The sequence below is a fragment of the Kyrpidia sp. genome, assembly GCF_023512215.1.
Classification (GTDB): Bacteria; Bacillota; Bacilli; order Kyrpidiales; family Kyrpidiaceae; genus Kyrpidia; species Kyrpidia spormannii.
In genome coordinates this window covers 39,834-53,921 of the sequence record NZ_JAILZZ010000004.1, presented here as the reverse complement: position 1 = coordinate 53,921, position 14,088 = coordinate 39,834, and the positions used below count along the sequence as shown (strand labels likewise).

Here is a 14,088-nt window from a genome sequence, read left to right as displayed (position 1 = left end):
CATGGTCGTCGGGGAATTTACCACCGAGGTGGACCTGTTGATCATTGGCGGCGGCCCGGGGGGATACGTCGCCGCCATTCGGGCCGCCCAGCTCGGGAAAAAGGTGACGCTCGTTGAACGGGACAAGCTGGGCGGGGTGTGCCTGAACGTCGGTTGTATTCCGTCCAAGGCGCTGATCGCCGCCGCCCACCGGTATGAGGATGCAAAGAAGCTGGGCGAGATCGGCATTGAGGCCGGGGACGTCCGGGTGGATTTTTCGAAAGTGCAGACCTGGAAGCAGGGCGTGGTCGACAAGCTCACCGGCGGCGTGGCGAGTTTGATGAAGGCCAACAAGGTGGAAGTCATCAAAGGAGAAGCTCTTTTTGCCAACGACCGGGAGGCACGGGTGATCAACGGCTATGAAGCCAATCGTTATCGCTTTAACCAATGCATCATCGCCACCGGATCCCGGCCCATCGAGCTCAAAGACCTGCCCTTCGGAGGCCGCGTGATTTCTTCCACGGAGGCGCTGGCCTTGCAGGAGATTCCCAAGCGGCTTGTGGTCATCGGTGGAGGGTACATAGGGATCGAACTCGGCACTGTCTTTGCTAAATTTGGGACGCAGGTGACGGTGCTGGAGGGGACCGAATCGATCCTTCCGACCTTTGAGAAAGAGGTTCTGCGGCTGGTGGAACGCCGGCTCAAGAAACTGAATGTCACCGTGGTGACCTCCGCCATGGCCAAGGGTGTGGAGGAAACCGCTGACGGTGTGACGGTCACGGCTTCCGTGAAGGGTGAAGAGCAACGGTACGAGGCGGACTATGTACTGGTCACTGTAGGCCGCCGGCCCAATACGGAAGATCTCGGGCTGGACATGGCTGGAGTGCGCACAGAAAAAGGGCTGATTCAAGTCGACAAACAAGGGCGCACCAGCGTGGGGCACATCTTTGCCATCGGTGACGTGGTGCCGGGGCCGGCCCTGGCTCATAAAGCGTCTTATGAAGGCAAAGTGGCCGCCGAGGCGGCAGCCGGAGAGGCCAGTGAAGTGGATTACAGAGTCATTCCCGCCGTGGTCTTCTCCGATCCGGAGATCGCGGTGGTGGGGTTGAGTGAGTCCGAGGCAAAGGAGAAGGGGCTCGACGTGGTGACGGGGAGATTCCCCTTCGCGGCTAATGGGCGCGCCCTGTCCTTGGCGGATGCCGAGGGCTTCGTCAAACTGGTGGCGGACAAATCCAGTGGAGAGTTGCTTGGCGCACAGATCGTCGGGCCGGAAGCTTCAGACCTTATCGCCGAAGCGGCCTTGGCGATCGAGATGGGTGCCACCCTGGAAGACGTCGCGCTTACAATCCACGCCCACCCGACTTTGGGCGAGGTGATGATGGAAGCGGCGGAGGTCGGCCTGGGCCGGCCGGTGCACATCGCCCCGCGCTAAGATTGTGGGCCCGCGAGGCAGCAGCGGTGAAGGGATAATGGCCATGACTGCCAGACCTCGGCATGTCTTCTTTATTGCTGCGCGCTAGCGAACAAGGCGCTGGCACGGCCGAACCCGGCGTTTCGGGCGGCCTGCGGCGCCTGTTTGCTCAGGGGCCCTCCTTGTACCATTGCCGAAGGATGTGCTTCTGAATCTTGCCCACGGAGGTGCGGGGAAGCTCCTCCACGAACAGGATCTCTTCGGGCACCTTGAACCGGGCCAGCCGCTGCCGACAGTACTCGATGAGATCTTCTGCCGGCGCATGCTCCGGCGATCGCGGGATCAGGTAGGCGACGATTTTTTCATCGCGAATGGGGTCCGGCACTCCGATCACCGCTGCATCGGCGACATCCGGATGCTGCAGCAGCACCGCCTCCACCTCTCCGGCGGCCACATTCTCCCCGGCCCGTTTCACCATGTCTTTGATCCGGTCGACGAAGTGAAAATACCCCTCCGCATCGATTTTTGCCACGTCCCCGGTGTACAGCCATCCTTCCCGGATCGTCTCCCGGGTAGCCTCCTCATTCTTGTAGTACCCTTTCATGATGCTCCGACCCGGAGTACCTCTGACGATGATCTGCCCAGGGACGCCGATGGGGCAATCCCGCCCGGCATCGTCCACCACCCGCACTTCGTATCCGAGAGTGGGCAATCCGATCGTTTCGTTGCGCCGATTTCCATCCAGAGGATTCATGAGGGGGGTGCCCATCGTTTCGGTCATTCCGTACAGTTGCAGCAGGATGTCGCCATATCGTTCCGAGAAGAGGCGGAGTTCCTCCTGGGTGACGGACTGGGCGAACCACACGGCTCTCAGGGAATGGTTCCGGTCTTCAGGATCATAGGGTTGCCGGAGGATCATGCGGATCGGGGCTGCGAACAAACTGCCAACCGTCGCCCTCAGTCGAATGGCTTGTTTAAAATACCGAGAGGCGCTAAATCTGGCCGTCAGCCCAATGCTCGCCCCGACCACCAGGGCGGACATGGTGGAATAATACTGGGCATTGCCGTGAAACAGCGGCAACACGGCCAGTTGTCGATCGTCGGGGCCCAATCGCACCCCTCGGGCCATCGTCTCCCCGGCGTAGATGTAGTTGGCGTGGGTGATGATCACGCCTTTTGGTTTCGATGTGGTGCCCGAGGTGTATAAAATGCCCGCCATCATCTCCGAATCTCCAATCTCGTGGATCCGGGCATCCGGGGCACCGGCGAGCGAGGCGGACAGGGGCAGCATACGTTCTGACGGCAATGGCTCGTCGGGCTCGGCAGCGACGAGAATATGGTGCAAATCCGGGCATGCTTCGGCAGCTTCCCCGATGGCCTCGGCGGAGTGCCGGTCGGTGATAGAAAGCACTGCACCGCTGTGGCTGAGCAGGTACTTCAATTCGTCGACGCTGGACAATGGGTTTGTGCACAGCAAGGCAGCGCCGAGTCGAGCCGCTCCAAGCAAAGCCATATAAAAAATTGGGGAATTGTTCATGTGGAGGTTGACGATGTTCCCCCGGCTCACGCCCAGTTCATGAAAGAGACCGGCCATTCGCGCGATCCGGGATTCCATTTCTCCGTAAGTGAAGGTCTCCAATTCTTGACTCGGGTCTTCATACAACAGAAATGGCTTATCGGGTTGGCGATCCACCCAATGTGCCCACACGGTGTTCAACGTACGGTAGCCAGCGATGTCCATGGTTGATCCCTCCGGGAAATCATTAAGCAATCTTCGTGCCAATCCGGACGGATCACAGCCCGTACCGTTTTTTCTTTCGCACAAGGGTGGCTACGTCAATCCCCACAGCCGTCGCACATTCCCGCAAGGTCCTGTGCTTTTTAAGTTGTTCTTGAAGATACCGCCTTTCGAACTGCGCAACCGCCTCTCGCAGCGTCAATCGGTCGTCTATGGGTGGGTGGAGCCGCTCTTGCACCTGGCCGGGAACCGATGGGTCGCCACGGGTGATCTCGCCGGGCAGTGCCTCGACCCCAATCCGGTCGTCTTCGGAAAGTACCACCAATCGTTCCATGACGTTGCGGAGCTGACGGATGTTTCCCGGCCAGGAGTAGTCGAGAAGAGCCTGCAAAGCCTCGGGGGCGAGATACCGGTTCAGACCGAACTTGCGATTGTACTCGCCGAGAAAATGGGCGATGAGCGCCGGGATATCTTCCCGCCGATCCCGCAGGGGAGGGACAGTGACGGTGAGTACGTTTAAACGGTAGAACAAATCCTGCCGAAATGCTTTTTTTGCCAACAGGTCTTTGATGTCGGCGTTCGTCGCGGTGATCACCCGCACATCCAAGGGCACGGGCCGGGTTGAACCGATCCGTTGCACCTGGCGATCCTGCAAAACCGCCAGGAGCTTAACCTGCAGGGCCAAGGGCATCTCGCCGATTTCATCGAGAAAAATCGTCCCCCGATTGGCAAGCTCAAACATGCCCGCTTTCCCCCGGCGATTCGCCCCGGTAAAAGCCCCTCCTTCATACCCAAAAAGTTCGGATTCGAGTAATTCCGCCGGGATCGCCCCACAGTTGATCTTGACGAAAGGGCGCTCCTGTCCGTTTTCCCCTTGGGCGTGGATGTATTTCGCCAGCACGTCTTTGCCGACCCCGGATTCGCCCAGAATCATCACCGGCGAATCGACGGTGGCCGCCCGGGCGGCGAAAGTGAGGATTTTCTCCATCACCGCGCTGCGATACACCAGGGCTTCCTCGGCTTTATCACCGATCAGTTGCACCCGGAGGGGTGCCCGCAGTTCGGCTTGGGTGCGCATCGCCTCCACCTCCCGGCGCAGGCGGTTGAGTTCAGTGATGTCCCGGACACTGGCCACCACGTACAGCAGGGCCCCTTCTGCGTCATAAACCGGAATACCGGTGACAATCGCCTCGATTCCACTGTAATAGTGGATGATCGTGTTGTGGGGTTGATTTCGACGGATGACCTCGGCCACACAGGAATTCGGAAGAAAATGTTGATCTAACAGTTCCCACACGGATAGACGCTGGGCGGCGTCGACAGGAATCCCAGAAATGCGAAGGAACGCTTCGTTAAAATAAAGCGGGTTGCCGATGTTGTCTGTAATATAGATTCCGTCGTAGGCGTTGTCGATCAATTGGTGCAACAGAAGCCCGGAATGGGCATCTAAAGTACGATGAACGGACGGGGCCAAAAGGGTGCCTCCTCATCAATGAAATCGCCGCGGGGGCGTGGGTGTAATGATCTGAATTATCACGAATTCTGCCCATGATTGTAGCATTCCTGCGCATGATTGACAAGAATGCATATGCAAAATTGCCTGTTCCAGCGAGCGGATTGTGCTGTGTTGGATGCCCAAAGGTTTGGCATGATCCTTGCGTTCATAAGTTTCATTGGAAGGACGACAATTGCGGATCGGGGGAAAATTTCCGCTGCACTCAGTTGACTTCCAAATCACATTATCGGGGGGGATGAACGCCTCATGAGCACAGCCCGGATTCTTTTCGCGAGCCTCATCGGATCGGTCATCGAATGGTATGACTTTTATCTGTATGGTTCAGCCACAGCTCTGGTTTTTTCGACATTATATTTTCCCACTCATGATCCCGCGGTTTCCATCATCCTGGCCTTTGCCACTTTTGGGGCGGGTTATGCCGCCCGACCTCTGGGAAGTGTACTTTTTGGTCACTTCGGTGATCGCCTTGGCCGTAAAGCCGCCTTGATGTTCACTTTGATGGGGATGGGAGGAAGTTCCACACTCATTGGCCTGCTGCCCACCTATCAGCATATCGGCCTGTGGGCCCCCGCCCTTTTGGTTCTCCTTCGCCTGATCCAGGGGGTCGCTCTGGGGGGCGAATGGGGAGGTGCGATCCTTCTCGCTACCGAAAATGCCCCCAAAGGAGTGCGCGGGCTATACGGGTCGATTCCGCAAATGGGGGTGCCCGTGGGTCTGGTGTTGGGGACGTTTGGCCTGGCGCTGATCAACCACTTTACAACCAACGCACAGTTCATGGCCTGGGGATGGCGAATTCCATTTTTATTCAGCATTCTTCTCGTGGTGGTCGGCCTTTGGATTCGCGGCGGCGTGGACGAGACTCCAGTTTTTAAGGCCCAGAAACAAAGCGGAGATGTTGCCCGGGTTCCTCTCATTGACGCTCTGGTGCACGATTGGAAAAACGTTCTCCGGGCGATCGGATTGAAGCTGGGAGACGGGTTTCTCAACGTGTTCACCATGTCCTACGTACTCACTTTTGCCACGATGTATCTGGGGTATTCCCGGGGTGACGCGTTGAACGCATTGACCCTCGGTTGTGCCACGATGCTGATAGTCATGCCCATCATCGGATACTTTTCGGATTATATTGGAAGAAAGCGCATTTACATCTCCGGATTAGTTCTGCTACTGGTGTTGTCCATCCCTTATTTTGCCTTAATGGCCCAACATGTCGTCTGGCTATATCTCATGGAGGTCATCGTGTTGGGGATCGTGTGGGGGGGCCATCTTCGCCACCCAGGGGACATTTTTCTCGGAGCTGTTTCCCGCAAAGGTCCGGTACACGGGATTGTCGGTTGGATACCAGGTGGCTGCGGCCATTGTCGGTTTTGGGCCTCTGGCATGGACGGCCATGGCAAAAAATTTTGGCCCGTCACCATGGGTATTCGGGGCGTTTTTTATCGGAGGGCTGATCATCTCCCTGGTTCTCAGTTTGTTCTCGCCGGAGACCAAGGAGATCGCCTATTCTCGAACTGAGCTCAGCGCCGAGAATTAAGCCGGTTGCTGTTTAGCATATGAGCCACCCGCCTCCCGCACCGTGGAAGTTTCGCTGGCGGCGGGGTGAATCATCCCGCCAAGGTGGGCCACCTTGCAAAGGCGATGAATTCTGTGGTGAAGACGGGAGTGAAATCGGCGGAGTGGAAAATAAAACCACCCACTTGCCTTGGAAATCGGACAGCCGGATCTGGCCCTGGGTGGGTGCCGGGTGATGTTTCTACAAATCCACCTGGTGGTGGGGGCGCGGCTCTTTTCTGTATTTCCCCGGAAATACGTCGCAATCCACGAGTTGCCGAAAGGTGTCGTGATGGCGAATCAGCTGGACCTGGCCGGAAGTGCGAATCATCGCGGCGCCGGCCCGGGGAAAGCTGTTCGCTTCGGACATATATTCCAACACGTAGGCGCCGGTGTCCAAAAAGGCCAAACGGTCTCCGGGACGCGTGTTCCCCGGAAGGAGATAGTACTCACTGCCCTGGGCGCCGTCGCGAAAATAATCCCGGTGGTCGTACAAGGGGCCGCCGATTTTGAAGGGGACATCGTGGGTGCGTTCTGCCCGGGTGACGGACAAAGCAACCCTGTCGCTCGGTTCCCCAGGCCACTGAGGGAGGATGTTGAGTCCCGCATCGACGATTAACCAGCGCACGATATCGGTGACATTTCCTTCTTCGTCCCGGATCGATTTGCTTTTTACCTGGCGAACGGTGGTCAGCAATAGGCCCGCGTTCGCAATGAGCCGCTCGCCGGGAGACAGAACGAAACGCAGCGGCCGGTCGTACTGGGTGAGGAGTCCCGCTAGGGTCCGTGCAGCCAGCAGGTCTTGATCCAGTTCCACGGCGGCGGCTTCATCCGAGGATGGAAGATCTAACTCCTGCACCGGAAGTGGCAGTTCTCCCCCCAGGAAGAGAACATCCCCGTCCACCCCGAGGCGAGTTCGAAGCTGTTCTAAGAGTTCTAAGGCAATCTCGCCGGCTTGACGTAACGTTTCGGGTTTCCACCGGTAGGTGCCGACCTGCACATGAAGGCCCCGAATTCGTATGCTCGGATAAGTAAGGGTTTGCTCGGCGAAAGAGAGCAAGTCATGGCGATCGATCCCGGACTTTAGATAATAGGGAGTGGGTGGCCGGTGATTGGGGAAAGACAGCACGGGGTCGACTTCCAATAGAATGTCGGCCGGGCGCGTCATGCGGGTACCCAGCGTGGACAACGTCTCGATTTCCGACAGGGAGTCCGTACTGATCGCCCGCACCCCCCGTTCCAAGGCATAGGAGAGGAGTTCCGGAGGTCTATCTGCCCCGGCGAGCAAGATGCGTTCTCCACTGAAACCTGCGGTAAGAGCCTTTTTGAGCTCTCCCATAGAGCCGACCTCGACCCCTATTCCGGTCCGGCCGATGGCTTGAAGAAGGGCCAGATTCGAAGAGGCCCGCAGCGGAAAGAACAGGTCGGCGGGTACGTGTTCGTAGTGAAAGGCGTCGTGGAGTTGACGGACGTTCCGCCATAGATGGGATTCGGAATACACATACAGTGGCGTGCCGAAGCGATCCGCCAGTGCCTCTAGATCGACATCATCCATAGTTAGCCGGCCATTTCGAATGAGCATGTTCCGTCTTGCCAGTTTATCGAACAGGACCATGGCGATCCCCATCCCCCCGGCACCTCTGGTGGGCTCCCCTTTGAATTGAAGCGATTTATACCCTATAATTCACCATAGCCCTCTGCTCATTCCCACCCAAGAGACAAATGGAGGAAAAATGACTGGTTCAGGTGGTCGATCTCATCTGGTGCGTTTGCACGGTTGCGGATAGTTGATTTGAACTACTACCTTGGATTGACATGATGCCCTAGGGGGTATATACTGCATCCATAAATATACTCTCCCCGGTATCGGAGGTGCGGGATTGACCACGGGTTTAATTGCTCTAGTCGTGGTCCTGGTTGTGGGTTGGTGGTGGATGAACCGTCCGGCTCGCGGCGTAGAGCAGCTCGCCGCTGAGACCCTGGAGACTTGGAAGAAACAAGAGAAAGGCCGGTTGATCGTGGACGTGCGGGAGGCGCACGAGTTTCGATCGGGTCACGTACCGGGAGCGGTGAATGTGCCGCTGAGCCGATTGTCTCGGGAATTGCACCGCATCCCAAAGGATCGGGAGGTGGCCTTGATTTGTCGCAGCGGCCACCGAAGTGTTCAGGCGGCACGAATCCTGAAAAAGGCCGGGTATACCCGGCTCTGGAACGTTCGGGGCGGTATGATCGCCTGGAATCGCCGGCCCCATCAAAAGCGGAGCCGGTAGGTGCAGTGAAAAACATGAAAAGATAGGGCCGCGCCGCGGCTCGTGAAGGAGGATTTCGGATGCGCGAGTGGAGTGGCGAGGACCTATGGCGCCGTATGCAGGAGGGGACTGCCCCCCGGATTATCGACGTGCGGGAACCGGTAGAGTATTATGAACACGGGCATATCCCTGGAGCGGAATTAATCCCGATGGGCGAGATTCCTGCAGCTCTCGGCCGAATTTCAAAACACGAGGAGATTGTTTTTGTCTGCCGGTCGGGCAGCCGGAGTGGCCATGTGTGCCAATTCCTTCAGCGGTTGGGGTACGAGCGTGTCATCAACTTGGCCGGTGGCATGATCTACTGGCCTGGAGCTGTGAATTACGGACCTGAATCCGAAGGTGCGTGAGCAGGTGCGTTCCGGAGCGGGCAGTGCCGTCAGCCGGTCGGCAGGATGTTAGAGCCTGGCCCCCGGAAAGCGTCCCAGGCGTATCGTAAACCACTTCGGGGTATGGTATAGTCAACAGTGAGGTGTTGAACCATGGAATACACAGATGCGATGAAGAATCGCCTGAAGCGCATCGAGGGTCAGGTTCGGGGCATTATGGGCATGATGGAAAAGGAGCAGTCCTGTCGAGACGTTGTCACGCAACTGTCCGCTGTCCGGGCGGCGATCGACCGGCTCATTGTATACGTGATCGGATCGAACATGGAAATGTGTATCCGGGACGAAGTTGAGAATGGCCGCCCTGCGGACCAAGTGATTCAAGAAGCCATTGAACTTTTGATGAAAAGTCGCTGATCGACACCGCTTCGGCGGCAACGAGGAAGGATAAGGGCGGAAGGAGGAGGAATATGTTTCATTATACGGTGACCACCGACAAACCCCTGGAAGAGTCTGTTCGCGCCCTGGAGGAATCCCTCAAAGAGCGCCGCTTTGGTGTGTTGTGGCAGATGGACATCCCGGAGAAACTCCGGGAAAAGGGGGTGTCTTTTGATACCCCGTACCGAGTCCTGGAGGTATGCAATCCCCAGGAAGCGGCTCGGGTACTGGGGAAGGAACTCCTGGTGGGGTACTTCTTGCCTTGTAAGATTGTCGTCTACCGGGACGGGGAAAAGACCAAGATCGGTTTGCCCCGGCCGACCATGCTGCTCGGCCACGCCTCGGAGGACGCCGAGCTGCGGGAGATCGCCCAGCGAGTGGAGGAGCAACTCACAGCGGCCGTTGATGCGGCGGCCCGCTGAAAGCTGAAATGTAAGGGGTGAGGGCGTGGGACATCGATTCCATCCCGACCACATGGACCGATTGCTTGGGGAAGAACGGAGGGGCGTCTTGCCTCCGGATCGAATTATCGACCTCTTAGCCCCGAGTCCCGCAGATACAGTGGCGGATATCGGGGCAGGGCCGGGGTATTTTACCCTTCCCCTTGCCAAGCGGACCCAGGGGACGGTGTATGCCATAGACGTGGAGCCGCGGATGTTGGAAGCGTTGCAGAGCCGTTGGCCAGGAGGGATGCCGGCGAGGGTGCGGCCGCTCATCGGCGCGGCTGACGATTTGCCCCTGCCCGACGGATCGGTGGACCGGCTCCTCTACTCATTGGTGCTTCACGAAGTAGATGCTCTGGATGAAGCCCTTCAAGAAGCGCGACGCGTGCTCAGGCTCACTGGGAGAATGGTGGTGATCGAATGGCACCCGGAGGCGACGGAACAGGAAGGGCCCCCCAAACAGGAACGGTTAAATCCCGATCGCTTAGCTCAGCGGATGATGCGGTGCGGACTGAAGGTGGAGAGTCTTCTGGACGTCAGTGCGTTTCATTACGCTCTTGTAGCCGCACCTCAAACGCATGCCCGCTGATCGGGTTCGCCTCATGGTTGGCCCGGCTGGTGCGTTGCGGCTGGTGCCCCGGGCAACTCGTGTTTCTCGCAGTGGCGGCAGCGGTGCTGGTGATGACCGTCGTCGCCCGATCGCTGCATTAACCGAGACAAAGGAGGGAGCGGGGTGACCGGCAAGCGCAAGAGCGGCATGGGGTTCACGATCTTTGTCGTGGTCGTGCTCCTCATTGCCGTGGCCGTCGTCATCAATGTCACGAAATCGAACGGATCCGAAGCCGGAGCGGGGGGTGGTGCGGCCCTTCCGATTAAAGGATACCAGGCTCCGGATTTTACTTTGAAAACGTTTGACGGACAGGCTGTGACATTGTCCCAGATGAAAGGCAAGCCGGTATTCTTGAATTTCTGGGCTTCCTGGTGTCCCCCGTGCCAGGCGGAAACGCCCGACCTCGTGGAAATGCATAAGAAATACGGCGATAAGATCGCCTTTTATGGCATCAACCTGACGCAACAAGATGACCAGCAGAAAGCCTTGGATTTCATCAAAAACTACAAGATCGATTATCCCGTCCTCTCGGATGCGGAAGGCAAAGTCTCCGATCTGTACCGGGTACAGGCCATCCCCACCAGCGTGCTTATCGCTCCGGACGGCAAGATCGTCGAATTGGTCCAGGGCCTGATGACGAAACAGGACATGGACCGGTTATTCGGGGAATTGGCGTCCACGAAGTAGCACACGGTCCGGGGGAAGAACGGGTGGGAAGGCGTGCGGTGACCGGTGTGAGGCGCTAAGGCCGGTGGCTGGGTTTCCCGTAGCCCCCGGGGTGAGGAAGGTGATTACCATGTCGGAACCGGTAACCCTCTGGCTGGCGTTTGGTGCAGGATTGCTCTCCTTTGTCTCCCCCTGTGTACTACCGTTGTATCCTTCGTACATTTCCTATATCTCAGGCGTGTCCTGGGGGGAAGGTGCCGACCGGGCCGAGGCGCGAAGGCGGGCCTTGAAGTATGCGATTTTTTTTGTGCTCGGGTTTTCCACCGTTTTCCTGGCTCTAGGGTGGTCGGCCAGTCTCATCGGCCAATTGTTTGTGGAGTATAAAATGTGGCTACGGATCATCGGCGGGATTGTGGTAATCTTCATGGGCATGGTGATTGCCGGCTGGATTCGATCGGACTGGCTGATGCAGGAGAAAAAATGGACGGTCAACCGGAAACCGGTGGGGTATTTTGGAGCCTGGTTGATCGGAGTCAGTTTTGCCGCCGGCTGGACGCCGTGCATCGGCCCGATCCTGGCCTCGGTGTTGGTCATGGCGGCCAACGAGCCCGGCCGGGCCCTCCTGTTCATGGCTCTTTATGCCTTGGGATTCGCCCTGCCCTTTTTGATCTTGGCCTTTTCCCTCACCTCCTGGAAATGGCTGCAACAAAAGTCCGGCGTGGTCAGCAAGGCCGGCGGGGTCATCATGGTGGTCATGGGATTCTTGTTGCTGACGGATTCCCTGAGCACGATTACGGTCTGGCTCACGAAGTTATTTGGCGGATTTACCGGCTTCTAACTGCGCTTCGCCTTCATGGCGCCGCGAGACAGAACGAGCGGATCCGGTCCACCAGCACGTCGGGACATTCCACGTGGAGAAAATGGCCATATCCTTGTAGGACCTCCAATTTGGCCCCGGGAATGCCTGCGGCTGTCTCCCGGGCGGAGGACAGAGGGGTTATGCGGTCCTGGTCTCCTTGGAGGATCAGAGTGGGCGCCTTGATCCGGTGTAGCTGATCTCTCAAATCAAAGCCGGCCAGAGCCCGGGATGCGGCGCGTAGGATCTCGGGTTCCGGGCGCGGATAGCCCTTCATGCGGCCGACGACGGTCATGAGGGGCGTTTTTGTTCCCACGAACTCCTTGATGGGGATGCCGCCCCGAGGGCTCACGAGCCGCCCCGGCCGCTCCGGGCCCGCAGCGGAACGGGTGGAAATGAGGACGAGAGAGCGGCAGTGCTCAGGGTGGGCGATGGCAAAAGCCTGGGCGATGAAGCTTCCCATGGAGTGGCCCACAATGTGCGCCCTCTCGATCTCCAGGGCGTCCAAAAGGCCTGCCAGATCGGCCACGTGGTCGTCCAAAGTGTAGGAAGCCGGGTGGGTGCTCTCGCCGTGTCCCCGGCAGTCATAGACCAGAGTCTCAAAATCTGCCGCCAGAGGCGGGGCGACGTGGTTCCAGACGATGCGGCTTCCCGCCATTCCGTGGATCAACACCAGTGGCGGGCCGGATCCTTCCAGGGTATAAGCGATATCGATGCCGCCTAAGTGGGCTTGGTTTTCCATCCCGTGCTCCCTCCTGTGCGTGACCATTGTCTTTACTATAATTGGTGCCGAAAAAGGGTTCAATGCCGGTCTTCTCGCTTCAGCCGGACACCAGGGTTGCGGGCCGGGAATCGAGCATGTGGACGTGCCCTGCAATGTGAGGTACCATAGGATGTGAATTGTCCGGCCAGGTTGACGGGCCGGGAAAGGAGATGGCGATGGGCGGGGAAGGGGCTCAACTGGTCCATGAGGGCCTTCGACTTCTATCGGTGGCGCTGACTGCCGGGATTGTACTGGGGTGGGCGTCGAACAGGTTACGGATTCCTGACATTGTCCTCTACCTGGTCGGCGGTATGTTGCTCGGGCCGTCGGTGTTCGGATGGCTAGCTGTTCCGGCGAATTCGGCCATCAACCAATTTATTCTTACCTTCGGGGCTGCAGTCATCCTGTTTGATGGCGGACTGGCGACTAAGCTCAAGATTCTGCAACGGGTCTGGCTGACGGTGGCACTCTTGGTCACCGCAGGCGTCCTCGTGACGGCATTGGCCGTGGCGGGAACCGTGTCCGCGCTGATGGGCGTGTCCTTTGTGTCGGCTCTTCTGGTCGGCTCTGTGATTGCCTCGACGGACCCGGCAGCCCTCATTCCCATCTTCCGCAAGGTCAAGATTAAACCGCAATTAGCGCAAACGGTGGTCTCTGAATCGGCGTTCAACGATGCGGTTGGCGCGATGCTGGTGTCGGTGGTGGTGGGGGTCGCAGCGGGGGGTGCATTCTCCATCGGTGGCGCCGTCGGAGGGTTCCTCCGTTTGGCCGGTTTGGGGCTCGTCGTCGGCGCTGTGCTCGGCTTGCTGGCCGCCGTCCTCCTGGGGCAGCGCAGCCGCCACGTCGTTCGGGATTACGAAGCGGTTACTGCCATCGCGTTGGTGGTGAGCGCCTATGTTCTCTCGGAGGCTGTCGGCGGGAGCGGATTTATGGCGGTGTTCACGGCGGGACTGATGGTCGGCAATGCACCGATCTTTGGGATGCGCTTTGAGAAAACGGGGTGGAGGCGGCTGGAGCTTTTCGTTGAACACCTGGGTCTGAAGATGCGAATGTTGATTTTTCTCCTGCTCGGTTCTCAGGTGGATCTCGGACAAGTGTTGCAGTACGGATGGCGGGCGTGGGCAGTGATCGCGGTCTTTATCCTCGTTGGACGTCCGTTGGCCGTTTTGGTCAGCGCCCTTCCGGATCGAAGGGCCGGCTGGAGGAATAACGAGGTCGTATTCCTCATGTGGACCCGAGAGACTGGCGTAATCCCCGCTGCGTTAGCGGGAATGATTGCGGGACAAGGGCTACCTGAGGCACCGCTCGTTTCCGCCGTCACCTTTCTCGCCATTCTGGTGACCTTGCTGATTCAGGCCACGTCCACGCCTTGGGCGGCGAAAAGGCTGGGCGTGTTGGTAAGGCCGGAGGAGACCCGTCCCAGCCGCGGGGGCCGGAGAGGGTAAGTGGCGAGAGATTCCTCAACCGTAACCGACAAGTAGGCGG

At 58.5% G+C, this 14,088-nt stretch carries 14 protein-coding genes; 10 read left to right on the top strand and 4 right to left on the bottom strand.

What is annotated here, in order from left to right; all coding sequences use genetic code 11:
- Position 1: 1 nt before the first annotated feature.
- Positions 2 to 1,411: a dihydrolipoyl dehydrogenase gene (gene lpdA, locus K6T64_RS03040; RefSeq protein WP_288008509.1), complete on the top strand. Its 1,410-nt coding sequence runs from the start codon at positions 2 to 4 to the stop codon at positions 1,409 to 1,411.
- Positions 1,412 to 1,559: 148 nt separating this feature from the next.
- Here lpdA and K6T64_RS03035 read toward each other — a convergent pair whose 3' ends face one another.
- Positions 1,560 to 3,131 carry a class I adenylate-forming enzyme family protein gene (locus K6T64_RS03035; RefSeq protein WP_288008508.1) on the bottom strand — a complete coding sequence of 524 codons (1,572 nt, stop codon included), beginning with the start codon at positions 3,129 to 3,131 and terminating at the stop codon, positions 1,560 to 1,562.
- Between the two features lie 52 nt (positions 3,132 to 3,183).
- Positions 3,184 to 4,602 (bottom strand): sigma-54 interaction domain-containing protein, encoded by a 1,419-nt coding sequence (locus K6T64_RS03030; RefSeq protein ID WP_100666892.1) that lies wholly within the window; start codon positions 4,600 to 4,602, stop codon positions 3,184 to 3,186.
- A 288-nt stretch (positions 4,603 to 4,890) separates the two neighbouring features.
- Here K6T64_RS03030 and K6T64_RS03025 point away from each other — a divergent pair, with 288 nt between their 5' ends.
- Positions 4,891 to 6,159 (top strand): MFS transporter, encoded by a 1,269-nt coding sequence (locus K6T64_RS03025; RefSeq protein WP_288008507.1) that lies wholly within the window; start codon positions 4,891 to 4,893, stop codon positions 6,157 to 6,159.
- Between the two features lie 238 nt (positions 6,160 to 6,397).
- Here the strand turns inward: K6T64_RS03025 and K6T64_RS03020 are convergent, their stop codons facing one another.
- Positions 6,398 to 7,822, bottom strand: a complete 1,425-nt coding sequence (locus K6T64_RS03020) for a diaminopimelate decarboxylase family protein (protein WP_288008506.1) — start codon at positions 7,820 to 7,822, stop codon at positions 6,398 to 6,400.
- A gap of 253 nt (positions 7,823 to 8,075) precedes the next feature.
- On the opposite strand from K6T64_RS03020, the gene K6T64_RS03015 reads away from it, so the two are divergent.
- The 7 genes from K6T64_RS03015 (at position 8,076) to K6T64_RS02985 (ending at position 11,822) form a co-directional block, all read left to right on the top strand.
- Positions 8,076 to 8,465: a rhodanese-like domain-containing protein gene (locus tag K6T64_RS03015; protein WP_288008505.1), complete on the top strand. Its 390-nt coding sequence runs from the start codon at positions 8,076 to 8,078 to the stop codon at positions 8,463 to 8,465.
- A 59-nt stretch (positions 8,466 to 8,524) separates the two neighbouring features.
- Positions 8,525 to 8,851 carry a rhodanese-like domain-containing protein gene (locus tag K6T64_RS03010; protein WP_100666896.1) on the top strand — a complete coding sequence of 109 codons (327 nt, stop codon included), beginning with the start codon at positions 8,525 to 8,527 and terminating at the stop codon, positions 8,849 to 8,851.
- Between the two features lie 132 nt (positions 8,852 to 8,983).
- On the top strand, positions 8,984 to 9,244 hold the full coding sequence (locus K6T64_RS03005; RefSeq protein WP_013074385.1) for a metal-sensitive transcriptional regulator: 261 nt from the start codon (positions 8,984 to 8,986) through the stop codon (positions 9,242 to 9,244).
- Between the two features lie 53 nt (positions 9,245 to 9,297).
- Positions 9,298 to 9,687 (top strand): DUF302 domain-containing protein, encoded by a 390-nt coding sequence (locus tag K6T64_RS03000; protein ID WP_288008504.1) that lies wholly within the window; start codon positions 9,298 to 9,300, stop codon positions 9,685 to 9,687.
- 25 nt (positions 9,688 to 9,712) lie between these two features.
- Positions 9,713 to 10,297 carry a class I SAM-dependent methyltransferase gene (locus K6T64_RS02995; protein ID WP_288008503.1) on the top strand — a complete coding sequence of 195 codons (585 nt, stop codon included), beginning with the start codon at positions 9,713 to 9,715 and terminating at the stop codon, positions 10,295 to 10,297.
- A gap of 144 nt (positions 10,298 to 10,441) precedes the next feature.
- Positions 10,442 to 11,005, top strand: coding sequence for a TlpA family protein disulfide reductase (locus K6T64_RS02990; protein WP_288008501.1), 564 nt, complete (start codon positions 10,442 to 10,444; stop codon positions 11,003 to 11,005).
- A gap of 109 nt (positions 11,006 to 11,114) precedes the next feature.
- Positions 11,115 to 11,822, top strand: coding sequence for a cytochrome c biogenesis CcdA family protein (locus K6T64_RS02985; protein ID WP_170084958.1), 708 nt, complete (start codon positions 11,115 to 11,117; stop codon positions 11,820 to 11,822).
- A gap of 13 nt (positions 11,823 to 11,835) precedes the next feature.
- Here the strand turns inward: K6T64_RS02985 and K6T64_RS02980 are convergent, their stop codons facing one another.
- The gene (locus tag K6T64_RS02980; RefSeq protein ID WP_288008500.1) at positions 11,836 to 12,582 is read right to left on the bottom strand and encodes an alpha/beta fold hydrolase; all 747 of its coding nucleotides are present in this window, start codon (positions 12,580 to 12,582) and stop codon (positions 11,836 to 11,838) included.
- Positions 12,583 to 12,740: 158 nt separating this feature from the next.
- Here K6T64_RS02980 and K6T64_RS02975 point away from each other — a divergent pair, with 158 nt between their 5' ends.
- Positions 12,741 to 14,048 carry a cation:proton antiporter gene (locus K6T64_RS02975; RefSeq protein WP_288008499.1) on the top strand — a complete coding sequence of 436 codons (1,308 nt, stop codon included), beginning with the start codon at positions 12,741 to 12,743 and terminating at the stop codon, positions 14,046 to 14,048.
- Positions 14,049 to 14,088 lie beyond the last annotated feature (40 nt).